21 protein-coding genes are annotated in these 24349 nt (G+C 73.2%); 13 read left to right on the top strand and 8 right to left on the bottom strand.

Annotated elements, in window-relative coordinates:
- Positions 1-213: 213 nt before the first annotated feature.
- Complete coding sequence (locus ABD230_RS08550) at positions 214-3780, top strand: cell wall-binding repeat-containing protein (RefSeq protein WP_344371754.1); 3567 nt, start codon at positions 214-216, stop codon at positions 3778-3780.
- 101 nt (positions 3781-3881) lie between these two features.
- On the opposite strand, the gene ABD230_RS08555 is transcribed toward ABD230_RS08550, so the two are convergent.
- Complete coding sequence (locus ABD230_RS08555; protein ID WP_344371757.1) at positions 3882-4973, bottom strand: threonine aldolase family protein; 1092 nt, start codon at positions 4971-4973, stop codon at positions 3882-3884.
- 94 nt (positions 4974-5067) lie between these two features.
- On the opposite strand from ABD230_RS08555, the gene ABD230_RS08560 reads away from it, so the two are divergent.
- Positions 5068-5214, top strand: coding sequence for a hypothetical protein (locus ABD230_RS08560; protein ID WP_344371759.1), 147 nt, complete (start codon positions 5068-5070; stop codon positions 5212-5214).
- A 28-nt stretch (positions 5215-5242) separates the two neighbouring features.
- Here ABD230_RS08560 and ABD230_RS08565 read toward each other — a convergent pair whose 3' ends face one another.
- A complete protein-coding gene (locus ABD230_RS08565) occupies positions 5243-5707 on the bottom strand; it encodes an SRPBCC family protein (RefSeq protein WP_344371761.1) in 465 nt (154 codons plus the stop codon).
- On the bottom strand, positions 5704-6042 hold the full coding sequence (locus ABD230_RS08570; RefSeq protein WP_344371763.1) for an ArsR/SmtB family transcription factor: 339 nt from the start codon (positions 6040-6042) through the stop codon (positions 5704-5706). The genes ABD230_RS08565 and ABD230_RS08570 overlap by 4 nt, the downstream gene beginning before the upstream one ends.
- 74 nt (positions 6043-6116) lie before the next feature.
- Between ABD230_RS08570 and ABD230_RS08575 the strand changes: the two genes are divergently transcribed.
- The 7 genes from ABD230_RS08575 to ABD230_RS08605 all read left to right on the top strand — a co-directional run bounded on the left by ABD230_RS08575 (position 6117) and on the right by ABD230_RS08605 (position 12535).
- On the top strand, positions 6117-6482 hold the full coding sequence (locus ABD230_RS08575) for a cupin domain-containing protein (protein ID WP_344371765.1): 366 nt from the start codon (positions 6117-6119) through the stop codon (positions 6480-6482).
- 123 nt (positions 6483-6605) lie between these two features.
- The gene (locus tag ABD230_RS08580) at positions 6606-7622 is read left to right on the top strand and encodes an extracellular solute-binding protein (protein WP_344371767.1); all 1017 of its coding nucleotides are present in this window, start codon (positions 6606-6608) and stop codon (positions 7620-7622) included.
- A 76-nt stretch (positions 7623-7698) separates the two neighbouring features.
- Entirely contained in the window at positions 7699-9261 is a 1563-nt protein-coding gene (locus tag ABD230_RS08585) for an ABC transporter permease (protein ID WP_344371769.1), read from the top strand.
- The gene (locus tag ABD230_RS08590; protein ID WP_344371773.1) at positions 9258-10379 is read left to right on the top strand and encodes an ABC transporter ATP-binding protein; all 1122 of its coding nucleotides are present in this window, start codon (positions 9258-9260) and stop codon (positions 10377-10379) included. Before ABD230_RS08585 ends, ABD230_RS08590 begins: the two co-directional genes overlap by 4 nt.
- 91 nt (positions 10380-10470) lie before the next feature.
- Entirely contained in the window at positions 10471-10827 is a 357-nt protein-coding gene (locus tag ABD230_RS08595; RefSeq protein WP_344371776.1) for a PadR family transcriptional regulator, read from the top strand.
- Positions 10824-11576 carry a hypothetical protein gene (locus ABD230_RS08600; protein WP_344371778.1) on the top strand — a complete coding sequence of 251 codons (753 nt, stop codon included), beginning with the start codon at positions 10824-10826 and terminating at the stop codon, positions 11574-11576. Before ABD230_RS08595 ends, ABD230_RS08600 begins: the two co-directional genes overlap by 4 nt.
- Positions 11573-12535, top strand: a complete 963-nt coding sequence (locus ABD230_RS08605) for a hypothetical protein (protein ID WP_344371780.1) — start codon at positions 11573-11575, stop codon at positions 12533-12535. The genes ABD230_RS08600 and ABD230_RS08605 overlap by 4 nt, the downstream gene beginning before the upstream one ends.
- Before the next feature lie 22 nt (positions 12536-12557).
- Here ABD230_RS08605 and ABD230_RS08610 read toward each other — a convergent pair whose 3' ends face one another.
- From ABD230_RS08610 to ABD230_RS08620, 3 genes are all read right to left on the bottom strand, one after another.
- Positions 12558-12950 carry a phage holin family protein gene (locus ABD230_RS08610; protein ID WP_344371781.1) on the bottom strand — a complete coding sequence of 131 codons (393 nt, stop codon included), beginning with the start codon at positions 12948-12950 and terminating at the stop codon, positions 12558-12560.
- A gap of 232 nt (positions 12951-13182) precedes the next feature.
- Positions 13183-15939, bottom strand: a complete 2757-nt coding sequence (locus tag ABD230_RS08615) for a PQQ-dependent sugar dehydrogenase (RefSeq protein ID WP_344371783.1) — start codon at positions 15937-15939, stop codon at positions 13183-13185.
- A gap of 153 nt (positions 15940-16092) precedes the next feature.
- Positions 16093-17247, bottom strand: a complete 1155-nt coding sequence (locus ABD230_RS08620; RefSeq protein WP_344371785.1) for a sugar phosphate isomerase/epimerase family protein — start codon at positions 17245-17247, stop codon at positions 16093-16095.
- Positions 17248-17563: 316 nt separating this feature from the next.
- Here ABD230_RS08620 and ABD230_RS08625 point away from each other — a divergent pair, with 316 nt between their 5' ends.
- Positions 17564-18901: an MFS transporter gene (locus tag ABD230_RS08625; protein WP_344371787.1), complete on the top strand. Its 1338-nt coding sequence runs from the start codon at positions 17564-17566 to the stop codon at positions 18899-18901.
- A gap of 270 nt (positions 18902-19171) precedes the next feature.
- Positions 19172-19666 (top strand): hypothetical protein, encoded by a 495-nt coding sequence (locus tag ABD230_RS08630; protein ID WP_344371789.1) that lies wholly within the window; start codon positions 19172-19174, stop codon positions 19664-19666.
- Positions 19667-19681: 15 nt separating this feature from the next.
- Here the strand turns inward: ABD230_RS08630 and ABD230_RS08635 are convergent, their stop codons facing one another.
- Both ABD230_RS08635 and ABD230_RS08640 read right to left on the bottom strand, forming a co-directional pair.
- The gene (locus ABD230_RS08635) at positions 19682-20341 is read right to left on the bottom strand and encodes an SDR family NAD(P)-dependent oxidoreductase (RefSeq protein WP_344371791.1); all 660 of its coding nucleotides are present in this window, start codon (positions 20339-20341) and stop codon (positions 19682-19684) included.
- 97 nt (positions 20342-20438) lie between these two features.
- Positions 20439-21902: a DUF6421 family protein gene (locus ABD230_RS08640; protein WP_344371794.1), complete on the bottom strand. Its 1464-nt coding sequence runs from the start codon at positions 21900-21902 to the stop codon at positions 20439-20441.
- 286 nt (positions 21903-22188) lie between these two features.
- On the opposite strand from ABD230_RS08640, the gene ABD230_RS08645 reads away from it, so the two are divergent.
- Together ABD230_RS08645 and ABD230_RS08650 are read left to right on the top strand one after the other, a co-directional pair.
- On the top strand, positions 22189-22563 hold the full coding sequence (locus tag ABD230_RS08645) for a hypothetical protein (protein WP_344371796.1): 375 nt from the start codon (positions 22189-22191) through the stop codon (positions 22561-22563).
- Positions 22564-22773: 210 nt separating this feature from the next.
- Entirely contained in the window at positions 22774-24303 is a 1530-nt protein-coding gene (locus ABD230_RS08650; protein WP_344371799.1) for a polysaccharide deacetylase family protein, read from the top strand.
- The last annotated feature ends 46 nt before the right edge of the window (positions 24304-24349 follow it).

Genomic DNA, 24349 nt, shown 5'->3' on the forward strand with positions numbered 1-24349 from the left:
ACGGTGCCTTCCGAGTGGTTCCGATGATGCCGGGACACCGTCGTCCCGGTGCATTACAACGCATGGAGCCTGTGGATATTCCGGACGGCGTGCCGGGGGCGCAGCACGCGGTTCGCGGCATCGTGCCCCGAACGGGGGATGTGGACAGCACGCCCGTGCCGACCGCGTGCGACCTATGCTGCGAGTGCCCTTCACAGACAGGAACCCTGCCCCTTGGACCCGAACCCCTCCGGGCGGCGACCGCGGTCGCTCGTCGCCCTGCTCGTCGCCCTGCTCGCCGCCCTCTCGATCTGGCAGCCCTCGGCCGCCTTCGCCGAGGAGGTCGCGCCGAACCTCGTCTCCCTCGAACGCACCTCGCCCGACGTCGTCGCCCACGGCGACCAGGTCGTCGTGGCCTGGGAATTCGACGCGCCGGTCGAGTCGGTGACCGTGAACCTCCGCGACGCCCTCGGCGGGCAGCAGTTCCTGTACGCCGAGGCGTGGGTGCCCGCCCTCACCGGGCGCTCGGTGGCGGTCGTCGACACGTCGACGTGGCCGGGCGGGCCGATGGCGTTCGACGGCATCAACTACTCGTGGACCGCGGGCGGCGACTGGCACTTCGTCGAGCTCGATGCCGCCGGCGAGGTCCGCTGGAGCAGCGACGGGCTGGCCCCGGTGCCCGCCCCCGTCGACGCCATGCGCGTCACGGGCTTCGACGTCGAGTCCGACCTCGACCTCTCGACGCCGCCCGCCCTGCGGTCGGCCACGCGGACCTCGGGCGACACGCTCGTGGACGGCGACGTGGTCGAGATCGCGTGGGAGTTCGACCGCGCGGTGGACCAGGTCGCGTTCACGCTGCGCGACGGCGTCGGCCGCGCCCACCGCATCGAGTGGTACTCCTGGGACCAGGGCACCGGTCCCTCGACCTCCGGCGTGGCCACGATGCGGGTCGACACGCCCGCCTGGGCCGGCGGCGACGTCGTGTTCGGGGGCCTCGACTACTCGTGGTCCGGCGGATACCTCTCGATCGACGAGTACGGCGTCACCACCTACAAGCAGCCGGAGGGGCTCGCCGACGCGACGCTCCCCGAGGGCGGGCTCGCCGGGCTCGGCTTCTCGGTCGAGTCCGACTTCGCAGCGGGCGCCACGCCGCATCTGACCTCGCTCGTGCGCACGTCGCCCGACGTGGTCGTCGACGGCGACGAGGTCGCCGTCGACTGGGCGTTCGACGCCGCGGTCGACTCGGTGGTCGTGGTCGTGCGCGACGCGCTGGGTGCCGAGCACCACCTCTGGAGCTCGACCTGGGGTCCTGCCGACTCCGGCCGGGCGACCACCTACGTCGACGCGGCCGAATGGCCGGCGGGCGTCGTCGAGCTCGATCGACTCGAGTACTCCTGGGCGTCCGGAGGCGACGTCTCGTCGACCGTCGCGCTCGACGCGAACGGCGAGGTCCTGTGGAGCTGGGGCGAGGTCGGCGAGATCCCCTCGGCGGCCGGGGCCATGTCGTTCGCGCCGTTCGAGATGGACTCCGACCTCGACCTGACCGTGCCCCCCGTGCTGGCCGAGGCGCGGCTGGTCTCGGGCGACGTCGTCGCCGAGGGCGATGAGGTGCAGGTCGCGTGGTCGTTCGACGTGCCCGTGGACCTCGTGCGCTTCTGGTTCCGCGACGACCTCGGCGAGCGGCACCCGGTCGAGTGGTCCGTGTGGCAGGGCACCGGATCGGCCGCCTCGACCGAGGGGGTGGCGACCGCGACCGTCGACACGACCAGCTGGGCCGGCGGGGCCGCCGTCTTCGACGGCCTCGACTACGAGTGGCACTCGCGCATGATGTCGTTCGACGCCGACGGCTCGGTGCTCTGGAAGGAGCCCGCCGGCCTGCAGGACGTCGCCGTGCCGATCGACCAGCTGTCGTCGCTCGCGGTGACCGTCGAGTCCGACCTCGACCTGGGGGCCGTGCCGGCCCTGACCTCCGTGACGCGGCTGTCGGGAGACGTGGTCCGCGACGGCATCGACACCGCCGCGGTGGCGTGGGAGGTCGACGCGCCGATCCGGTGGATCTCGTTCGTCTACGAGGACGGCATGGGGCGCATGCAGTCGATGATATGGACCGGCGACCCGGCGACGTCGGGCGTCGCCGACATCCTGTTCGAGGGTGCGAGCTGGGCGCCGGGTGACGCCGAGCTGCTGGATGTGCGCTACTCGACGCTCAACGACCGCGCGATCGTGCTGGATCGCGACGGCTCCGTGGCCTCGACGTGGCCCGAGGGGCTGGACGCCGCGCCCTACGAGCCCGGATTCGCCGACCTCGACTTCACGGTCGAGACCGACGCGGTGTTCCAGACCGTCGACGTGCCGGCACCCGTCTTCACCGACGCGACGTGCGACGCCCCGGCGCACCTGCTGCTCGAGGACTTCGACCACGGCTGGTGGTCGTGGACGCCCGGCGGCATCGGCTACGGCGGCTTCGGCGACGCGTTCGACGGCGAGCCGTGGCTGCCGTACGGCGAGGCGACGTTCACGGTGACCGCCATGTTCGAGGACGGCTGGGGCACCACCGGCACGGCGCGGTGGACGCACTCGTTCGCCGACCCGGGCTCGTGCGAGCCGCTGCTCGACCTCGAGTCCGCGCCCACGCCGACGATCACCGGCGACCCGCTCGTCGGCTCCCCGCTCGCGGTCGCGCCGGGCGACTGGCAGCCCGCGCCCGTCGAGCTCGCGTTCCAGTGGTTCCGCGACGGCGTCCCGGTCGCCGGGGCGACCGAGCCCGTGTACGAGCTCACCGCTGCGGACGCCCGGGCCGGGATCTCGGTCGAGGTCACCGGCTCGAAGGACGGGTACGCCCCGGCCATCCGAGCGAGCGACCCGGTCCAGGTCTCCGAGCCCGCGCCGACCGTGACGCGCGTGCCGGGCGACGGCCGGTTCGCGTCGTTCGCGGCGGGCTCGGCGTCGTCCTGGGCGCCGGGCGTCGAGACGGCGATCATCGTCAACGGGGTCGACGAGACCTCGGCGGTCGCGGGTGCCGCGCTCGCCGGCGCGTCCGGCGCGCCGCTGCTGGCCGTCAAGCACCGGTCGGTGCCGGTCGAGACGGCCGACGAACTCGGGCGCCTCGCCCCGCAGCGCATCGTCGTGGTCGGCGGCGACGCGCTGGTCGCCGACGCGGTCGTCGACGAGCTCGCCGGGTTCGCCGCGGGCGACGTCTCGCGCATCGACGCGGAGGGACCGTTCGCGCTCGCCGCAGCGGTCTCGGCCTCGCGCTGGCAGGCCGGGGTCGACGTCGCCTACCTCGTCGACGTCTCGGACCGGCCGTCGGCCCTCGCCGCGTCCGCGCTCGCGGCCGCGTCCGATGCGCCGATCCTCGCCGTCGCCGACGACGCGGTGCCCTCGGCGACCGCGGTCGAACTCGAGCGGCTCGCCCCCGCGGGTCTGGTCGTGGTCGGCGATGCGGCGACCGTCACGGACGCCGTGCTCGACGAGCTCGCCGGTTCCACCGACGGCGCCGTGACGCGGATCGCCGGCCCCGGTCGCTTCGGCACGACGGCCGCCGTCTCGTCGACCGGCTGGCCGTCGGGGGCGGGCACCGTGTTCGTCGTCAACGGGTCCGACACGGCCTCTGCCACCGCAGCCGCAGCGCTGGCCGGCGCCTCGGGCTCCCCGCTGCTGACGGTCAAGCGCTCGTCGATCACGTCCGACATCTCGGACGAGCTGCGGCGGCTCGACCCGAACCGCGTCGTGGTGCTCGGCGACGCCAACGCGATCGACGGCTCGGTGCTCGCCGAGCTGGCGGCGCTGATCGGCGCGTAGCGGCGCGCGCCGCGTCGCCATCGACGACGAACGCCCCGCGACCCCTTGGCAGGAGGGGATGCGGGGCGTTCGTCGTGGTGCCGCTCCGGCGTCGGGCGGGCTCAGGCGGTCGCGCGCGCCAGCTCGTCGCGGATGCCCGCCACGAAGGCGTCGATGTCGTCCTCGGTCGTGTCGAACGAGCACATCCAGCGGACCTCGTTCCGCGCGGCATCCCAGTCGTAGAACTTGAAGCCGCGCTCGCGCAGGCGGTCGGCGACGCCGGCGGGGAGCACCGCGAACACGCCGTTCGACTGCGTCGCCTGCGTGAACGAGAGGCCCGGGAGTTCGCCGGCCGCGATGCCGGCGTCGAGCGCATCGCGCAGGCGTCGCGCCATCGCGTTGGAGTGCGAGGCGTTGCGCAGGAACAGGTCGCCGTCGAGGAGCGCGATGAGCTGGGCCGAGACGAACCGCATCTTCGACGAGAGCTGCATGTTCAGCTTGCGCAGGTACTTCAGTCCCTCGGATGCCGCGGGGTTCAGCACCACGATCGCCTCGCCGAGCAGTGCGCCGTTCTTCGTGCCGCCGAAGCTCAGCACGTCGACGCCCGCGTCGCGGGTGAACGCCCGGAGGGGCACGCCGAGCGAGGCCGCGGCGTTCGAGATGCGCGCGCCGTCCATGTGCAGCGTCATCCCCCGCTCGTGCGCGTGGTCGGCGAGGGCGCGGATCTCGTCGACGGAGTAGGCGGTGCCGAGCTCCGTGGTCTGCGTGATCGACACGGCGAGCGGCTGCGCCCGGTGCTCGTCGCCCCAGCCCCACGCCTCGCGGTCGACGAGGTCGGGGGTCAGCTTGCCGTCCTCGGTCGGCACGGTGAGCAGCTTGATGCCCCCGACGCGCTCGGGCGCGCCGCCCTCGTCGACGTTGATGTGCGCGGTCGACGCCGAGACGACGGCGCCCCATCGGGGAAGCATCGACTGCAGGGCGGTGACGTTCGCCCCGGTGCCGTTGAAGACGGGGAACACCTCGACGGGGTCGCCGAAGTGGCGCGCGAACACCTCGTGCAGGTGGCCGGTGTAGTCGTCGTCGCCGTAGGCGACCTGGTGCCCGCCGTTGGCCGCCGCGATCGCGGCGAGGACCTCGGGGTGCACGCCCGAGTAGTTGTCGGAGGCGAAGCCGCGGAAGGCGGCGTCGTGCAGGGGCTGGAACGCTGGGGTCACCGGACGATTCTCCCAGACGTCCGCCGACCGGACGACGAGTGGGCTCCAGCGCAACCCGTTGACGGCGACCCCGGACTCAGGGCAGCGTGGCCGCGTGATCGATCGAACGATGGCGCCCTACCTGGTCGGATTCGTCCTGTGCGTCGGCGGCGTGCTCGGCCTCGGGGCGTGCACCGCCGGAGACGATGCCGCGGACCGTCGGCCCGCGGCATCCGTCATCCGGCTGCACGACGCGGGCTGACGCGCCCCTCGTCGGACGGCCGCAGCGCTCAGGGCGTCGCGGCCATCAGGTGCTCGCCGAGCACGTCGAAGGCGGAGTCCCAGCCGTCGTACACGTCCTCGTCGCCCGGTCGCCCGGCGACGCCGCGGACGTGGAAGCGCATCTCGGTGCGCTCGTCGCCGAGTTCGGCGAGTTCGACCGTGACGACGGGTGCGAGGTCGTCGGGGTCTCCCGGGGAGGCCCAGGTGAAGACGAGCCGACGGGGCGGATCGACCTCGCGGTAGACGCCCGCCGTGGGGTACTCGCTGCCGTCGGCCGGGTTCACCATCGTGTAGGCGTAGCGCCCGCCGGGGCGCACGTCGATCGCGACGCTGCCCTCCTTGATCTCGATGCCGCGCGGATGCCACCACGCCGCGGCGTCGGCCGACTCGGTCCAGGCGCGCCAGACGAGGTCGCGCGGGGCGTCGAAGGTGCGCGTGATGGTGAACTCCGCGTCGTGCGTGCGATCGGTCATGGGTGCTCCCCCTTCATCCGTCGGAGGTGCTCGTCGAGCAGGTCGAAGCGCTCGTTCCATTCGCCGCGGAGGCGTTCGACCCAGTCGGACGCGTCGTCGAGCGGCTCGGTGCGCAGGGTGCACGTGCGCCACTGCGCCGTGGCGGTGCGCTCGATGAGTCCCGCGCGATCGAGCACCCGGAGGTGCTGCGAGATCGCGGGGCGGCTCATCGCGAACGGCTCGGCGAGGTCGCCCACGGTCGTCGGCCCACGGTGCAGGCGCGAGAGGATCGCGCGGCGCGTGGGGTCGGCGAGCGCGTGGAAGACGAGGCTGAGCTCGTCCGTCGCCGTGACCATGTAAGCAACTCCTTAATTAATGATCTGCTTACCATAGGTCGACCGGCGGTCGGCGTCAAGCGCAGGATGGATGCATGCAGGACGACGTGCGAAACCTCCACCGTGCCCTCGACTCCTTCGGCGAGCACTGGTCGCCGCGCCGCCTCGCGACGATGAACGACGTCGACGTGAAGGTCTTCAAGGCGCTCGGCGAGTTCACCTGGCACTCCCACCCCGACACCGACGAGCTGTTCCTCGTGCTCTCCGGACGCCTCGTGATCCAGCTGCGTGAGGGCGACGTCGAGCTCGGCCCGGGCGACGTCTACGTCGTGCCGCGCGGCGTCGAGCACTGCCCGCGGGCCGACGACGAGGTCCAGGCCCTGCTCATCGAGCCCGTCGGCACCGTCAACACGGGGGACGCGCCGAGCGCCCGCACCGCGGCCGTGCGCGAGCTCGACTGACGGCCGCCGGCGTGACGGGACCGCGGGCGCGAATCGGCCCATCGACGCAGGTGAGGCTAAGCTAACCTTGCCCGCATTCGACGGGCGCTCACCTTTCCCACCGACGATGGAGCCAGCACGCCCATGCGCGCACGCCGCGGACTCGCCCTCGCCGGCGGCCTCACCGCCGCCGCCCTCGCCCTGACCGGATGCACCGCCCCCGCCGACGACGAGGAGACGCTCACCGTCTACGTCGGCCGCGCCGAATCCCTCGTGGGGCCGCTGATCGAGCAGTTCGAGGAGGAGTCGGGCATCCGCGTCGAGGCGCGCTACGCCGCCACGCCCGAGCTCGCCGCGCTCGTGCTCGAGGAGGGCGACCGCACGCCGGCCGAGGTCTTCCTCTCGCAGGACGCGGGGGCCCTCGGCGCGCTCGCCGACGCCGGACTCGTCGCGCCGATCCCCGCCGACCTCGCCGACCTGATCCCGGACGGCTTCACCTCGCAGGACGACTCGTGGATCGGCGTCACCGGCCGTGCCCGCGTGATCGCCTACGACGGCGAGCAGCTCGCCGAGGAGGACGTGCCCGACACCGTCGACGACCTCACCGCCGACGAGTGGCGCGGCGAGGTCGCCTTCGCGCCGGGCAACGCGAGCTTCCAGTCGTTCATCACCGCGCTCCGCGTGCTCGAGGGCGAGGACGCCGCGGCCGAGTGGGTCGCCGGCATGGCCGGCAACGACCCCGAGCTCACCGAGAACAACCTCGCCTCGCTCGACCTCGTGAACTCGGGGCAGGTGCAGCTCGGCCTCATCAACCACTACTACTGGTTCCGGCAGGCCGCCGAGGTCGGCGCCGAGAACATGCGGGCACAGCTGAAGTTCCTGCCGGGAGACCCCGGCGGCATCGTGAACGTCACCGGTGCCGCGATCATGCAGGGCGCCGAGGACGACGCGGCCGCCCGCGCGTTCGTCGAGTTCCTGGTCTCGGAGCAGGCCCAGCGCTACTTCGTCGAGGAGACCTTCGAGTACCCGCTGCTGCCCGGTGTCGATGCGCCCGAGGGCCTGCCCGCGATCGAGTCCCTCGTGAACCCGGGCCTCGACCTCAGCGACCTCGACTCGGTCGGCGAGTCGCAGCGCCTGCTCGCGGACAACGGCCTGATCTAGGCGCCCGAGGCGAACGGATGCCGCGACGCCGCCGACGGACGGAGCCGCATCCCGCCCGCCTACGCTGGACCACGAGATGACCGACCGAGTCGCGACGCCGAGCCCCCGCCGCCCGTGGGGGCTCGTCGCGGCGTCCCTGGTCGCCGTCGCGCTCGCCGCGATCCCCGTGATCCACCTCGTGGTCCGGGTGCTCTCCGCCGACCCGGCCGAGCTCGCCGCGGTCTTCGATCGGCCGCGCATCCCGCTGCTGGTCGGCAACTCGGTGCTGCTCGCGGCATCCGTCACCCTCACGGCGGTCGTGCTCGGCGTACCGAGCGCCTTCCTGCTCGCGCGGGCACGCCTGCGCTGGCGCGGCATGTGGGCGGTGCTTGCCGCCCTGCCGCTGGCCATGCCGTCGTACCTCGCCGCGTACGGCTGGCTCGCCTGGCAGCCGTCGATGAAGGGCTTCTGGGCCGCGTGGCTCGTGCTCAGCTTCGTCTCGGTGCCGTACGTGACGCTCCCCGTCGCGGCCGCGCTCCGGATCGGCAGCACCGGCCTCGACGACGTCGCGCGCACGCTGGGCCGCGGCCCGCTCGGATCGTTCATGCTCGGGACGTGGCCGCAGATCCGCCCGGCGGTGCTCGCCGGCGCCCTGCTCGTGTGCCTGTACACGCTGAGCGACTTCGGCGGCGTGGCGCTCTTCCGCTTCCCGGTGCTCACGACCGCGATCCAGCAGGCGTACTCGGCCAGCTTCAGCCGCGACGAGGCGGCGGTGCTGGCCGTGCTCCTCGTGAGCCTCGCGCTCCTCGTGGTCCTCGGCGAGCAGGTCGCGCGGGGGCGCGCGGCACGCCGCATCCAGGCCGCACCCGCCGTGGGTCGCCGGCGGATGGTGCGACTCGGCCGGTGGACGGCGCCCGCCGTCGCGCTGCTCCTGCTCGTGCCCGCCGTGGCCGTCGTGGTGCCGGTCGCGGTGCTGCTCGCCCGCGTGCTCACCGCTGAGACCCTCCAGGCCTTCGACCCGGGCGAGCTCGGCCGGGCGCTCGCGAACACCGTGCTGCTCTCGGCGGGCGGCGCCGTCGTCGCGGTGCTGCTCGCGCTGCCGATCGGCGTGCTCGCCGCCCGCCATCGCGGTCGGCTGGTGCGCGCCGTGGAGTCGGCGGGCTACCTCGCGCTCGGACTGCCGGGCATCGTGGTCGGACTCTCGCTCGTGTTCTTCTCGCTGAGCGTCATGCCCGCGCTGTACCAGACCGCGCTCGTGCTCGCGTTCGCGTACGGCGTGCTGTTCATGCCGAAGGCCATCGGCTCGATCCGCTCCGCGACCGCGCAGGTGCCGACCTCGCTCGAGGACGTCTCGCGGACGCTCGGCAACTCGCGCGCCCGCACCTGGTGGACCGTCACCGCGCGGCTCGCGCGCCCCGGCATCTTCGCCGCCGCGCTCCTCGCCGCCGTCTCGGCGATGAAGGAGCTGCCCGCGACCCTCATGCTGCGCCCGACGGGCACGGACACGCTCGCGGTCGAGCTGTGGCAGCGCACCGACATCTCCGCCTACGGCGCCGCCGCGCCCTACGCGGTCGCACTGCTGCTGGTCGCCGCGGTGCCCGCGTTCCTGCTCTCCGACGCGCGCGCCGGACGTGAGGCGACCCGGGAGGCGATCGCATGAGCCGGCTTGAGGTCCGCGACCTGACGGTCGGGTACGAGAGCGGACCCGTGCTGCACGCCGTCGGCGTCGAGGTGCCGCACGGCGAGCTCCTCGCGATCGTCGGGCCGAGCGGGTGCGGCAAGACGACGCTGCTGCGGACGATCGCCGGCCTCCTGCGCGCGCGGTCGGGCGAGGTGCGGATCGGCCAGCGGATGGTGACCACGCACGGCATCCACCTCGCTCCCGAGAAGCGCCGGATCGGCTGGGTGCCGCAGGACGCGGCGCTCTTCCCGCACCTCACCGTGGCCGAGAACGTCGCCTTCGGCATGCTGGCCGGGCGGGGCTCCTCGCGCGCCGCGCGCCGCGCCGCCCGCTCGGAGGAGGTGCGCCGCCTCCTCGAGCTCGTCGACCTCGCGCCGCTCGCCGAGCGCCTGCCGGGGCAGCTCTCGGGCGGGCAGGCGCAGCGCGTGGCGCTGGCGCGGGCCCTGGCGTCCGGGCCGGAGCTGGTGCTGCTCGACGAGCCGTTCGGGGCGCTCGATCCGATGCTCCGCGGCGACCTTCGGCTCGCGGTGCGCGAGCTGCTCCGCGCCGAGGGCGTCACCGGCATCCTCGTCACGCACGACCAGGCCGAGGCGCTCTCGATCGCCGACCACGTCGCGGTCATGCGCGGCGGCGAGGTCCTGCAGCTCGGCACGCCCGAGGAGGTGTACCGCACCCCGGCGACGCCGTGGGTCGCCGGCTTCGTCGGCGACGCGGTCTTCCTGTCCGGCGTGCTGCACGGCGACGAGGTCGCGACCGGGATCGGGCGCTTGCGTGCGACGCCGGTGGCGGATGCCGCCGGCCTCGTGCCGGAGGACGGCGCCGCCGTGACCGTGCTCGTGCGCCCCGAGGAGGTGCGCGTGCGGCGCGTGGATGCGCCATCCGCTGCGCCGGCCCCGGACGCGGACGAACTGGACGGGGTCGTCACCGACGTCGAGTACACGGGGCACGACGCGATGCTCGCCGTCGCGCTCGCCGACGGGCAGCGCCTGCAGGCGCGGGTCACCGCGTCCGGGCTGGTGCCCCGCGGGTCGGAGGTGCGGGTGTCGATCACCGGTCCGGTGCTGGCGTACGCGCCGGAGTCGGCGGCGACCGCGTAGGGCGACCGCAGGAGCGGCCCGACGCGATCGCGTCCTGCCGCGACGGAGGGCCCCCTTGCGCTACAGGAACATGTCTTCCTATTCTTGCGGCATGGCACGCAGACGTGAAGGACGGCTGGTCCCGCTCGAGGTCGACATCCTCGGTGCGGGCATCGAACTGCAGGCGGAGGGCGACGACGTCTACGGGTTCGCACTCGCCAAGCGCATCGCCGAGCGGGCGGATGCCGCGGCGCTCACGGCGCACGGCACGCTCTACAAGGCGCTCGGCCGGCTGAGCGACGCCGGGCTGCTCGAGTCGCGGTGGGAGGACGCCTCGATCGCCGAGGAGGACGGGCGGCCGCGGCGACGGCTGTACCGCGTGACGGGCGCCGGCGAGGTCGCGCTCCGTGCCGAGCTCGCGGCGCGCCGTGCCGAGCAGGCCGCCGCGCCCAAGGCGGCCCTCGCATGAGCCGGGACCTGACCGCGCCGGCCGCGGCCGGGCTCGAGGGCATCGAGGGACTCGACGCCGACGGCTCGACGTTCCGGACGCCCGCCGACCGGCTGGACGGCCTCGTGCTCGGCTGGGCGCGCTGGTACACGCGCGACCTGCCCCGGGAGGCGGCGGTCGACCGCGTCGCCGAACTCGGCTCCGACCTCCACGAGGAGCGTGCCTCGTCGGGGACCGCAGCGTCGCGATCGATCCTGCTCCGGTGGCTGCGCGGCATGCCGTCCGACCTCGCGTGGCGGGCGGCGCGGCTGCGCGGCGTGGCGATCGCCGCCCCGCGCGGGACGTTCCCGCGCATGGTGCCCGCCTCGGCGAACGCCGCCGCCGCGCTGCTCGTGGGGTGGGGCGTCCTGGTCGTCGGGCGGACCGCGCCCCTCATCGTGGGCGGCTCGTGGTTCGGGGCGTGGGACCTCGTCGCGGCGACGGCGGTCGGGCTCGCGCTCGCCGTGGCCGGGGCCGTGCTCTCGCTCGCCCCGGGGCGACGATGGCTCGGGAGCCTCGTGCTCGCCGTGGCGGCCTACCTCCTGCTCCAGCACGGCTCCGTCGCCATCGCGACCGCGAGCACGACGGTCGGCTCGTTCGTCGGGTCGCAGCCGGTGCAGGCGGGAGCCGTGGTCGACGCGCTCACCGTCGCGGGCGTCCTCGGCTTCGCGGGGCTCGCCCTCTGGTGGGCGCCGCTCGATCGACGTCACCGGGCGGAGGTCGCCCGATGAACCCGCAACGCCTGGCCGTCCCGATCATGGGGGTGGCCGCGGTCATCGGCACCGCAGCGGTCCTCGCATTCGCCGCCGGAGCGTCGGGCGTCGAGCTGCCCGGCGTCCCGCGTCCGCCGGTCGCCGCGCCGACGACGGCGCAGCCGGTCGCCGACCCGGTCGAGCCGGACGCCGTCGACGCCGAGGCCGCAGACCCGGTCGAGCCCGGGAGCGATGCCGCGCCCGCGGAGGAGCTCGCCTCCGGCCCGGTCGATCCGTCCCTCCTCCGTGGCGGCATCGATCCGACGGGCGTGCCGCTCGCGCACCTCGAGTGGCTCACGGTGATCCCCGAGCTGGACCCGGCGGACCCGGCCTTCATCCCGTTCGAGCAACGCGAAGAGCACATGATCCGCGAGCAGGCGCTCGCTCGGTGCATGGCCGGGCGCGGCATCACCTACTACCCGGCCGCCTGGTGGCTGAACCAGGACTCGCAGCCCCGCGGGCTCGGATTCGACGAGTCGATCGCGTTCACGGCCGCGCTGTACGGCGAGGCGTCCGCGACCGGGTACGACTGGTCGCTCCCGTGGACCGAGCGCGGCTGCGTGGGCGAGACGGAGCACGAACTCGAGGAGGCGGCCGCGGCAGGGACCGTGCTCACCGCCGACGTGCCCGAACCGGATCCGCTCGCGCCGACGCCCCGCCAGGCGCAGTTCGTCTTCCAGCAGGCGATCGAGCGCTGCATGGAGGAGGCGGGGTTCGAGTACCTCATGCCGTGGGACCTGGCGCCGGGCGCGAGGACCTACCCCGACGGTCCGGCGCAGTACCGCCCGGAGCGGCCCTCGACGCTCGATGCCGAGCAGCGTGCGGCGTGGGACGCGCAGCTGGACGGCGACGCCCTCCCCGGCGCGGCCTACCGCTGGCAGGACGCCGGATGCAGCGGCTCCGCCACGCACGCGACCGGCAGGGACGACATGCACTGACGGGCGGCGTGCCGGACGGCGCTCAGGCCTTGGCGCGCCGGTCCTCCACGCGGCCCTTCAGCCACCAGAGCCCGAGCAGCCAGGTGCCGAGGGCCGTGATGATCCACATGATGAGCGTGGCGAGGATCCACGTCACGATCCCGTCGACGCGGATGCCGTTCGGGAACAGCGAGGCGATGAGCAGCGCGACGAACGTCGACACGAGGCCGATCCCGCCGAGGATCGCCGAGGCGTACTGCCGGGCCACGTTGAAGATGAACGGCGCCAGGATCGCCTGCGCGATGGTGAACACCAGCACGGCCACGATGAAGCCGCTCGCGTCGAGGTGGAAGTCCGGCAGGATCCAGGAGGTGACGAGCAGGCCGACGGCCGCCGTGATGAGCGAGATCGCGATGTTGATCAGGAAGCGGATCATGCGCGAAGGCTAGCGCCGCCGGAACCGGCGGCGGCAGAGCCGAACGGCCCGGCGACCGAACCGCACCGACGCCGTACCGCGCGGCACCTGGCGGGCATGAGATCGGGCCGTGCCCACGAGGTGCACGGCCCGATCCGTTCGCGGTGCGATCGGCGGATCCCGCCAAGGTCGTGTCCCGACCGCACCGGTCGGTGGGCGGTGGCGGGGCCGGGGCCCCGCCACCGCGGATCCGCTACCCGAGCTCGGCGATCACCGCCTCGACCGCGCGGATGATGAGCGCCGCCGCGTCCGCGTCGGCGCGCACCCGCTGCGGCGTCTTCTCCGCGATGAACTGCAGCCCGGCGATCGCCGCGGCCGTGTCACCGGCCTCGAGGGCCGCGTCCACTTCGGCGAGCACGTCGCCGAAGCTGGCCTCGACACCGCGGGTGACCCGGTCGTCGTCCACGAGCGCACCGAGCAGGGACCGGATGTCGTCGGTCGACGTCGTGAACACGAACTGGTCGAGGACGACCCCGCCCGTCGAGGTCACGACCACGCGACCGGTTCCCTCCGGCACGGTCACGAGCGGCACCGAGACATCCGCCCAGCCGTCGGAGTCGACCGCGAAGGTCGCGAACGACTCGGCCTCGGCGTCGCCCCAGTGCAGGGACAGCTCGCCCTCGCCGGCGGCGCGGACGGTCACGCCCGTGATGCCGCCGAACTCCACCGGGTCGTAGGCGATCCACTCGCCGGCGTCCAGGCCGGCCAGGTGGCGGAAGCCCTCGGCCGACTCGTCGTCGACGATCGACAGCTCACCGCTGCGGGCGTCGTTGTGCTCGGCCTGCAGCGCGCGCGGGTTGAGCAGCACGACGGCGTCGCCCGTCAGCGCGGGCGCCGTGTCGGTGCCCAGGTCGGTGTACGAGGCGCCGATCTGCGCGTAGATGTTCTCGGTCTCGCCGTGACCGGCCTCGAGCGCCATCTCGACCGTCGCGGTGCAGCCGTTGCCGGTGAACAGCGGGTGCGTGTGCGTGTTGTCGTGGCCGAGGCCGTAGCTCCACAGCACGCGCTCGCAGTCGATCTCCTCGTCGGGGTCGGTCACCCGGACCTCGAACTCGATCTCGTCGCCCCAGTCGGCGAACGAGCCGTTCGCCGGGGTGACGATCTCGACCACGGGCGCCGTGTTGCCCACCGTGATCGTGACCGAGGCGAGGCTCACGCGACCGCCCTCGTCGGTGACCCGCACGCGGGCCTGGTACTGGCCGTCCTCGGTGAAGGCGTGCGATGCGGTCGCGTCACCCTCCTCGAACGTGCCCGAGCCCTCGAAGTCCCACGCGTAGCTCAGGCCGAGCCCGTCGGGGTGCGTCGAGCCGGAGGCGTCGAAGTCGACCTCGAGCGGTCCGTCGCCCGAGGTGGGCGAGGCGTCGAGGATGACGCGCGGGCCCTTGGTGCCCTCGACGTAGTCCACGCGGTACAGGCCCGAGTCGGGGTTCGGTCGGAAGAAGCCGTCGCCGTAGTCGAGCACGTAGAGCGAGCCGTCCGGACCGAACTCGAAGTCGATCACGTTGTCCCACGGCGGCATGCCCGCGGCGTTCAGCGACGCGTTCGGGAGGAAGTCCTCGATCCGGGTCACCGGACCGTCGGGGTCGTCCTGCGAGAACGCGAAGATGCGGTCGCGCGAGAACTCGGCCAGGAACGTCTTGCCGTCCCAGTGGGACGGGAACTTCGTGGTCGACTCGTTGTCGTGGTCGTAGCGGTAGGTCGGTCCGCCCATGGGCGCCTGGCCGCCCGAGCCGAACTCCGGCCAGGGCTGGTGCTCGGGGCGGTCGCCGTACCAGATCTGCGGCGCGGTGGCCGTCGGCAGCTGGTCGAGGCCCGTGTTGTAGGCGCTCGTGTTGAGGAGCGTCCCCTCGCAGTCGAACCAGTCGCCCTGGGTCGCGGTCTCGAAGTCCCAGTCGTTGTAGTTCGCGTTCGGGCCGTGGCAGTACGGCCACCCGCCGTTCATCGGCACGGTGGTCGACTGCCACTCGACGTAGCCCATCGGCCCGCGCAGCTCGTTCGCCGTTCCGGCGTCGGGGCCGTAGTCGCCCCACGTGACCGCGCCGGTCTCGGGGTCGTAGTCCATGCGGAACGGGTTCCGCAGGCCCATCACGAAGATCTCGGGACGCGTGTCGGCCGTGCCCGGCGCGAACAGGTTGCCCTCGGGGATCGTGTAGCTGCCGTCCTCCTGGACCGAGATCCGGAGGATCGCGCCGCGGAGGTCGTTGGTGTTGCCGGCGCCGCGACGCGAGTCGAACCCGGGGTTCCATCCGGGACGGTCGTTGTTCGGGGCGTAGCCGTTGGCGCCGGGCGTGCTCGCCGGGGTGTTGTCACCCGTCGAGAGCAGCACGTTGCCGTCGTTGTCGAAGGCGACGTCGCCGGCGACATGGCAGCACTGCCCGCGCTGGACCTCGACCGTGATGATGACCTGCTCCGACGCGAGGTCGAGCGAGTTCGACTCGGCGTCCCACTGGAACCGGCTGAGCTGGTTGTAGCCCTTCCAGATGTCCCAGTACGAGGCGTCTTCGCCTGCCGGGAGCTCGCGCGGCGCCGAGCCGACCGGGGTCGTCTCGGGGTAGGGCGCCTCCATGACGCGCGGCGCGTAGTAGAGGTACACCCAGCCGTTCTCCTCGAAGTCCGGGTCGAGGGTGATCGTCTGCAGCCCGTCCTCCGAGTTGGAGTAGACGTCGAGCTGGTTGACGACGGTGGTCGTGCCCTGCGCCGGGTCCGTGAGGCGGACCTGCCCGTTGCGGGTCGTGTGCAGGACGCGGAGGTCGGGAAGGACGGCGAGGTCGATCGGCTCGCCGACGTCCCGCGAGAGCGTGACGCGCTCGTAGTTGGCCCAGGTGGTGGCGGAGACCTCGTCGCCGTGGTCTTCGCCGTCGTGGGCGACCGCTGGCCCCGCGACGATGACGGATGCCGCGACGGCGGCTCCGACCACGAGCGCCGCGAGGCGTGAACGTGTGAGATGCATGGATGTGCTCCAGTCAACGAATGGAAGGAGGTTCGGCGGGATCCATGTGGTGCCGGGCCGCGCGGGGGGTTAGGTCACCCGCGCGGCCCGGGGTCGGCGCCGGCCGCGGAGCGGCCGGATGGTGCGCCGGCCGCGGAACGGCCGGATGGTGCGTCAGCCGCGGAGCGCGGCCAGGTTTCCGTACGAGTACGCCGAGTTCTCGAGCGACAGCGACGGCGAGGGCGCGCTGACGCCGTCGGAGTTCACCGACGACGCGTTGTCCTGCTCGTACATCGCGTTGTGGTAGCCCTTCGCCCCGATCCGCTGGAAGAACGTGGTGAAGTCGATGTCGCCCGCGCCGAACGGCACGATCGACCAGCCGGCCGCGCTGTCGTTGCGCGCGCCGTCCTTCGCGTGGAAGAGCGGGAACCGCGTGGTCTGCTCCGACACGAGCCCGGCCGGGTCGAACCAGTCCTCGACGACGCTGCCGTCCGGAGCCGTGTAGCTCTGGTAGCGGTGCTGCGCGACGTGGGCCCAGTAGATGTCCATCTCCAGGTAGACGTAGTTCGGGTCGGTGTTCTGCAGGAACCACTCGAGACGGCGCAGGCCGCTCGAGCGGGTCGGGTTGCCGGCGGCGTCGAGCGGGCCGCTGTCGAGCAGGAAGCTGTACGCCTGGTCGTGGTTGTGGGTGTACAGCTTCAGCCCGTGCGAGGCGGCGCGCTCGCCGAACGTGTTCCAGACTTCGGCGGCCGTCTCCCAGTCGGAGAGGTACGAACTCCGGGTCGGGTCGTTGCCCGTGCCGATGTGGCCGAAGCCCAGGATGTTCGCGATCTCGCACTGCGCGTCGAACTGCGCCAGCGTCGCATCGGTCACGACGCTCGGAATGGAGCCGTGGTTGCCCTCGGCCTCGAGCCCGTTGTCGTCGAGCCAGGTGCGCAGCAGCTGTGCACCGGCGACGTTGTTCACGTTGCCGCCCTCGGCGTTCGAGTTCTGGTTGTAGCCGGCGAACTCGATCTGCTTGTAGCCCTGGCGGGCCAGCTCCTCGAAGACCTCCTTGAAGCCGGACGGGAGGTCGGTCGTGAGCGGGTTGCGCCCGACCGCGTCGCGGACCGTGTACAGGATGATGCCCCGCTTGCCGGGCGGGACGAGCACCCCGTTGCCGCCCGTGGCCGCGGGGGCCGCGTGGGCGTGCGTGTGGCTGCCGGCGAGGCCCACCGCCGCAGCGGCGGCCATGCCGGTCGTCGCGGCCAGCAGCTGCCGGCGCGTGAGCCCGAGTCGCGTCCCGAGGATCCGGGCGTCGTGCTCGGCCTGTTCCGTCAGTTCATCCATGATGCTCCCTTGCACTGAACCGTTGTGGGGGTCGGGCCTGAGGCCCGCGGCGCGGATGGACCGCACCCGGTGCGAAGGTCACCTGAGCCACTCTTCGCACCGTTGCTCGTGAGTCGGCTTCCACGAACTTTTTCGGAGGCTACGGCATTTGTCTCGCGGCCGTCAAGCAAAAGAAATTGCTTGACGCGCGGCTTTTCACTTCTGACGGCAAAAGCGCCACGAACGGGGGGTGCGCGGCGGATGACGCCGAATGCTGGCGAACACGCCCGCGCGGGGGCATGATGGACCCCGTGTCCGGACTGGGGGGCTCCGCATCGTGACCGGCGCCGAGGCCGGCGCCGACCGCGGTGACGACGGCCGTGCCGCCCGACGCGTCCAGGGCACGTTCTACACGCTGACGCTCGGCAACACGCTCGCCGCCAGCTTCATCTGGGGCATCAACACGCTCTTCCTGCTCGACGCCGGGTTGTCGAACCTCGAGGCCTTCGCGGCCAACGCGTTCTTCAGCCTCGGCATGTTCCTGTTCGAGATCCCGACCGGCGTCGTCGCCGACACCGTCGGGCGGCGAGCGTCGTACCTGCTCGGCACGGTCACGCTCGCGGTCACGACGGTGCTCTACTGGCTCCTCTGGCTCTGGGAGTCGCCGTTCTGGGCGTGGGCGGTCGTCTCGGTGCTGCTCGGCCTCGGCTTCACCTTCTTCTCCGGCGCCGTCGACGCCTGGCTCGTCGACGCGCTGAAGGCCACGGGCTACGGGGGGTCGCTCGAGACCGTCTTCGGTCGGGCCATGGTGGTCGGCAGCGCCGCGATGCTCGGCGGCTCCATCCTCGGCGGCGTCATCGCCCAGGTGACCGACCTCGGCGTGCCCTTCCTCATCCGGGCGGGCATCCTCGTCGTGATGTTCGCCGTCGCGGCCGCGCTCATGCGCGACCTCGGGTTCGAGCCCGAGCGCGGCGTGGGGCCGGTGAAGGCCACCGGCGAGGTGCTGCGCGCGTCGCTGAAGTACGGGCTGGGCCGACGGCCGGTGCGCTGGCTCATGCTCGCGACGCCGTTCACGACGGCCGTCGGCTTCTACGCGTTCTACGCACTGCAGCCGTACCTGCTCGAGTTGTGGGGCGACGAGGGCGCCTACTCGATCGCCGGCCTCGCGGCGGCGCTGCTGTCCGGGGCGGGCATCGTCGGCGGCCTGTGCGCCCCGCTCGTGCGACGCCTCTTCCGCAAGCGGACGTCGGTCATCCTGCTCGCCACGCTCACGAGCACCGGGGTGCTCGTCGCCCTCGGGCTGACCACCGAGTTCTGGGTGGCCGTCGTGCTCATCGCCGTCTGGGGCGTCTCCTCCTCCATCGACGATCCCGTGCACCGCTCGTACCTCAACGACATGATCCCGTCGAAGCAGCGCGCGACCGTGCTGTCGTTCGACTCGCTCCTCGGCAGCGCGGGCGGCGCCGCCATCCAGCCGGGTCTCGGCCGTGCCGCGGACCTCGGCGGCTACGGGGTCTCGCTCCTGTGGACCGCGGGCGTGCAGGTCCTCGCGACGCCGTTCGTGCTGCTCAGCCGGGCGGAGCACGACCCGGCGGACACCGCACGCGAGGTCACGCCTGCGGTGGAGTCCGGCGGGTCGCCCGCGACGGATCCCACGCCCCCGCCGGCGAGCTGACGACGGGGTCACCCGGCCCGCAGGCCCCCGGGTCAGGCGAGCGGGTCCGCCACGAGGTCGTGTACGTGGGAGAACTCGTGGTGCCGTGGCCGGACCGATGGGGCAGACGACGTGGTCGGGGCCGCGATGGCCGCAGGTGATGAGCGCGACGGTGGCTCGGGCGCACTCGGCCGCCTCATCGCCGATCCACAGCCGGTGCATGGGATCGGTGCCTAGCGTCGGACCGGTCCGAACCGACGCCCCGCGTCGCCGAGAGAATCCGAGGTCCCCATGCCCGCACCCCGTCGTTCCATCTCCCTCGCCGCGCTGGTGATCCCGCCGCTCGTGCTCGTCGCCTCCGTCGCGGTGCTCGTGCTCGGGATCGCGATGACGATCGCCGAGAACGACGCGCTGGTGTCGAGCCTGAACAGCCCGGATGCCACGGCCGCGGACGTGTACGGCGGGCAGTCGCGCATCGTGGTCGCGGCGGCCGTGCTCGTCGCCGGGATCGTCGCCGTGGTGGTCTCGCTCGCGACCATCGCCGTCACGGGCAGCATCCGCGCGTTCGCGCCGCGCCTCGGCGTGGAGACGGTCGGGACGGTGGTCGACGACCACGACCACGACCACGACGCCGACGACGAGGCGTACGACGAGCACGCCTCCGACGAGGCGCACGCCGCCGAGCGCGCCGCGGACGACCCCGCTGACGACGACCGCGACGACCGCGACGGGTCGCGGCAGCCGGCCGAGCCGACCGGCGACGCGGTCACCTCCGTGCGGCCCTAGCCGGGACCGCCCGGATCAGCCCTCGAGCGTCGTCACGCGGCCGTTGAGCTCCGGGCCGGAGGCATCCGTCGCCCAGAGCGCGACGACCTCGTCCGCGAGGCGCGACTCGAGGCCGGCGAGCGCCTTCACGCGGAACGTCACCGCGGCGGCGGGCGCCTCCGCCTTCGCGAAGCCGTCGGCGAGCGAGCGCATCCACGACTCGCTCGCGGCCTTGATCGACGTGTAGTTGGCGCCCCCCGCGGTCGGGCGCTCGACCGTCGTCGACGAGACGATCGCGATGCGGCCCGAGTCGGACTCCAGCAGGTCGTCCCAGAACACGCGGCTGACGTAGCGCAGGGCGGTGAACGAGCGCTCGAGGACGCGGTAGTCCTCCTCGGTCTGGCCGGGGATGCCGCCGCCGCCGCGCCAGCCGCCGACGAGGTGCACGATGCCGTCGACGTCGCCGAGCCTCGCGTGCACGCGCATCGCGAGCTCGAGCACGTCGTCGCCGTCGGTGAGGTCGGCCCGCTCGCCGACCACGCCGGGCAGTTCCACCTCGAGCTCGTCGAGCCGGCCCTGGTGCGTGCCGACGACGACGACCTTCGCGCCGGCGTCGACGAGGGCGCGCGCGACGGCGCGGCCGGATGCACTGGTGGCGCCGGCGATGACGACGACCTTGTCCTGCAGGTTGGTCACGGTAGGGAATCCTCTCATGCCGCGAGCCACCCCGACGGACCGGGCGGATGCCTCGGGTCGGCCGTTCGGGGTGGCTCGCGGGTGGTGCGGGCCGGTGTCAGGCGTCGGCGGCGGTGATGCCCACCGTCGACTCGATGACCGGCTTCATCTTCTTGTCGAGCGCCTCGTAGAACATCGACAGCGGGAACTCGTCGTCCATCACCAGGTCGGTGTAGCCCTTGGGCGGGCCGGCGAGCACCTCGCGCGGCAGGCCCCCGGCCCAGACGGACGCCGGGTTCGGGGTGAGCACGCCGCGGACCAGTTCGTACGCGGCGAGCCAGTGCGACGTCTTCGGCCGGTCGATCGACTTCCAGTACAGCTCGTCGATCGCGTCGCCGAGCTCGACCACCGCGTCCGGAACGGCGTCCCAGTCGAACGTCAGCTTGACGTCCGTCCAGTCGAGCACGTGCTTCTGGTGCAGCCACGCGAAGAGCAGCTGGCCCCCGAGCCCGTCGTAGTTGCGCACGCGCGAACCCGTGATCGCGAACCGGAAGATCCGGTCGAAGATGACGGCGTACTGCACGAGCTTGGCCTGCTCGAGCAACTGCGCGTCGATCCCGTCGAGCTCCTCGCCCTGCGCGGCCCGCGCGCGCAGCCCGCGCTCGATCTTCACCGACTCGCGGAACGCGGTCAGGTCGCAGCGCAGCTCCTCGAGCGAATACAGGAAGAACGGCATCCGCTGCTTGATCATGAACGGGTCGAACGGCAGATCGCCGCGCATGTGCGTGCGGTCGTGGATGATGTCCCACATCACGAACGTGCGCTCGGCCAGCTCCTGGTCCTCGAGCAGGCTCGCCGCGTCGTCCGGCAGCTCGAGCTTCGTGATCTCCGACGCCGCGCGCACGACCCGGCGGTACCGGGCGGCCTCCCGGTCCTGGAAGATCGCGCCCCACGTGAACGCGGGGATCTCGCGCATCGCGACCGTCTCGGGGAACAGCACCGCCGAGTTGGTGTCGTAGCCGGGGGTGAAGTCGACCAGGCGCAGGCTCACGAAGAGCTTGTTGCCGTAGTCGCCGGCCTCGAGGTGGGCGATGAACTCCGGCCAGATCGTCTCGACGACGAGCGCCTCGACGTGGCGTTCGGACGAGCCGTTCTGCGTGTACATGGGGAAGACCACGAGGTGGCGGATCCCGTCGACGCGGTGCAGCTGCGGCTGGAACTCCACGAGCGAGTCGAGGAAGTCGGGCACGCCGAGGCCCTCGGCCTTCCAGCGGAGGAAGTCGGCCTGCAGCGCGTCGAGGTAGGCGGCCTCGTGCGGGAACCGGGGCGCGAGCTCCGCGATCGACGACACGATCGCGTCGACGAGTTCGCCCGCCGGCTCGAGGTCGGCCTCCTCCGGGACGGAGCCGTCCTTGACCTGCAGCGACTGCAGGGCGGTCGCGGACTCCTTCAGCCGCAGCCAGGCAGGGTCGGCCTCGACGCCGTCGGCGAGCGCGATGAGCTCGGGCGTGATCTCGATGCCGGCCTCGTCCTCGAGAACCTCGGGTTCGCCAACGATCGTCTCCATGGTGGTCTGTGACATCGGAACCTCCGTTCCCATCGGTCGGGCCGCATCGGCGCGGCGGGTGGGCGCGCGGAATGGCGCGCAGTCCAAGGCTACGTTCGCAGCCTGCGCGATTGCTTGCGGTCCCGCGCGGGAATGTTGCGTCGATCGCGGGAACCGCGCGCGCATCCTGCGATCGGGCGAACGCACGTGGAGCCGCGCGATCTGAGGGGGTCGCCGCGGAATCTGAGGATGCGCTCCGGATGCCGCCGCCGCCGGCCGAGCGTACCGTCGCGGGCGTTCGCAACGGATGGAGGGGGCCGTCATGGGAATCCGGAGGAACGTCATCGTCGTCGCGTCGGCGGTCTGCGTGGCCGCATCGCTCGGGGCGTGCGCATCGCAGGGCAGTCGGTCGGTCGACGACTCGGCGCGGGCCGCATCGGCCGAGCTCCGCGCGGACCGGGGGAGCACCGCGGTCGACGCGGCGGAGGCGCAGGGGGATCGCCTCGCCGCGTACGCCCGGGCGATCTCGGGGACCGGCGCCGCAGAGGCGCAGGGCGCTCGGCTGTCGGCGGTCGCGGAGGCACGCGCAGGTGCCGACGCGGACGTCGTCACCGCGGCCGACGTGCAGGGTCAGCGCCTGTCGGCACTGGCGCGATCGATGGCCGACGCGGGAGCCGTGTCGGCGGACGGGCGCTGAGCGGCCCGGAACACACGGCCCCTCGGGCCGTGCCCGTCGACGAGCGGGCGGTCGGGGATCCTCCCGGTCGCCCGTTCGCCCCGTCGTGACCGCGCCGCGCGGCCCGCCGTCGCGGCCCCGCCCGGCGACCGGGAGCGCGCGTACGCTGATCGCATGGGGGCGGCGGCCACTCGGCGCCCGCGCGGGCGGGCGGCGTCCACCATGGGGGTGGTGGCGCTGGTGCTCCTCGCGCTCACGGGCTGCGACCGGGCCCTCGGCGGCCCGCTGCCGCCCGGGGCGAGTGCGCCCGCCTCGTCGTCCGCGCCGGCGCCTGCCGACGCCGACGCGTCCGCATCGCCGGAGCCCGCGGAGGCCCTGCCAGGTCCTCGCGTCGTGCCCGGACCGCCCGCGCTGCCCGCGGGGACGACCACGGGACTCGTGCCGCGGCTCGCGGCGATGCGCACCGACGGGTTCGCGGCGGCCGCCCGCTGGGCCGTGCCGCCGGGGTCGAGCGCGCTGGGCGACACCCTGACCGGCCGGGTCGCCGACGCGCTGCGCGCCTTCGCGGAGGAGCACGGCACGACCTGGTCGCCGGGCGTCGACCTCGTCGCCGGGGGCGTCGCGACCCCGTGCGGGGGCGGATCGCTCTTCGCGCCCTCGCCCGTGCGGCTGACCGTCGGCTGCACGGTGGTCGTCGCGTCCGGGCCCGTCGTCGGCGAGCGACTGGTCGTCGCCGCCGTCGGACCGGGCGGCGCCGCGGACGTGCGTCGGGAGGTCTGGTACGCGGACGCGTCCGGCGGCGTGCACGACGGGACCGCCCTCTACGCCGACGGCGCACCGCGCCGGGTCCTCGCGCTCGTCTCGGAGGGCCTGCGCGCCGCCGGCCGCATCGACCCGACCGAGGACCCGTTCGCCGGCCTCGACCACGAGTCGTCCCGTGCGCTGCTCGCGGACTCGGTCGTCACCGGTGCGGGTGCGGGCGTCGTGGTCACCCTCGCCGTGCCCGGGGCGCCGGGCGCGCGACCGGTGTCGGTGCACGTGCCCGCTCGACTGCTCGAGCCCGTCCTGTCGGACGTGGGGCGCGCCGTCCTCGCGGCGGCTTCGTCGGGTGAGCCCTACGCGCCGCCGGACGTCGGCGCCGCCGGCGATCCGGTGGACTGCTCGCTCCTGCCCTGCGCCTCGATCACGTTCGACGACGGACCGACCTCGCTCACTCCGACCCTCCTCGACACGCTGGACGGCACCCGAGCGGCGGCGACGTTCTTCCTCCAGGGCGCCTCGGTCCAGCGCAACCCCGGCGTCGCCGCGCGCGCGGTCGCGGCCGGGCACGAGGTCGCGAACCACACCTGGGGTCATCCCGACCTCACGAAGCTGAAGGACGACGAGGTCGTCGACGAGGTGGTGCGCACGCAGGACGCCATCGAGTCGGCCACGGGCGTCCGGCCGACGAGCATCCGACCCCCCTACGGCGCGTCGAACCGCCACGTCCGCGACCTCATCCGCCTCCCGTTCGTCGTATGGGACGTCGACACGCGCGACTGGCAGGACCCGGGGGTCGACGCCGTCGTCGAGCGGGCGGTCGGGCAGGCGGTGCCGGGCAGCATCATCCTCATGCACGACACGCACTCGGACACGATCGAGGCCGTCCCCTCGGTCATCGCGGGCCTGCGCGGGCGGGGGTTCGCCCTCGCCACCGTCTCCGGCCAGTTCAGGGGTGCGCTGCCCGGCGCGGGAGCGCTGGTGAGCCACGGCCCCGGGTAGGCGCGGGCGGGCGACGCGCCGGGTGACCTTGGTCCGCGCCCCGGTG

The organism is Agromyces tropicus, from assembly GCF_039531345.1.
GTDB lineage: Bacteria > Actinomycetota > Actinomycetes > Actinomycetales > Microbacteriaceae > Agromyces > Agromyces tropicus.

Excerpts from the sequence above, each read along its gene's own strand:
- ABD230_RS08630 (WP_344371789.1), top strand. The coding sequence starts at position 19,172 with ATGCCCGCACCCCGTCGTTCCATCTCCCTCGCCGCGCTGGTGATCCCG.
- ABD230_RS08640 (WP_344371794.1), bottom strand. The coding sequence starts at position 21,902 with ATGTCACAGACCACCATGGAGACGATCGTTGGCGAACCCGAGGTTCTC.
- ABD230_RS08565 (WP_344371761.1), bottom strand. The coding sequence starts at position 5,707 with ATGACCGATCGCACGCACGACGCGGAGTTCACCATCACGCGCACCTTC.
- ABD230_RS08605 (WP_344371780.1), top strand. The coding sequence starts at position 11,573 with ATGAACCCGCAACGCCTGGCCGTCCCGATCATGGGGGTGGCCGCGGTC.
- ABD230_RS08580 (WP_344371767.1), top strand. The coding sequence starts at position 6,606 with ATGCGCGCACGCCGCGGACTCGCCCTCGCCGGCGGCCTCACCGCCGCC.
- ABD230_RS08610 (WP_344371781.1), bottom strand. The coding sequence starts at position 12,950 with ATGATCCGCTTCCTGATCAACATCGCGATCTCGCTCATCACGGCGGCC.
- ABD230_RS08585 (WP_344371769.1), top strand. The coding sequence starts at position 7,699 with ATGACCGACCGAGTCGCGACGCCGAGCCCCCGCCGCCCGTGGGGGCTC.
- ABD230_RS08615 (WP_344371783.1), bottom strand. The coding sequence starts at position 15,939 with ATGCATCTCACACGTTCACGCCTCGCGGCGCTCGTGGTCGGAGCCGCC.
- ABD230_RS08575 (WP_344371765.1), top strand. The coding sequence starts at position 6,117 with ATGCAGGACGACGTGCGAAACCTCCACCGTGCCCTCGACTCCTTCGGC.
- ABD230_RS08645 (WP_344371796.1), top strand. The coding sequence starts at position 22,189 with ATGGGAATCCGGAGGAACGTCATCGTCGTCGCGTCGGCGGTCTGCGTG.
- ABD230_RS08595 (WP_344371776.1), top strand. The coding sequence starts at position 10,471 with ATGGCACGCAGACGTGAAGGACGGCTGGTCCCGCTCGAGGTCGACATC.
- ABD230_RS08590 (WP_344371773.1), top strand. The coding sequence starts at position 9,258 with ATGAGCCGGCTTGAGGTCCGCGACCTGACGGTCGGGTACGAGAGCGGA.
- ABD230_RS08620 (WP_344371785.1), bottom strand. The coding sequence starts at position 17,247 with ATGGATGAACTGACGGAACAGGCCGAGCACGACGCCCGGATCCTCGGG.
- ABD230_RS08570 (WP_344371763.1), bottom strand. The coding sequence starts at position 6,042 with ATGGTCACGGCGACGGACGAGCTCAGCCTCGTCTTCCACGCGCTCGCC.
- ABD230_RS08600 (WP_344371778.1), top strand. The coding sequence starts at position 10,824 with ATGAGCCGGGACCTGACCGCGCCGGCCGCGGCCGGGCTCGAGGGCATC.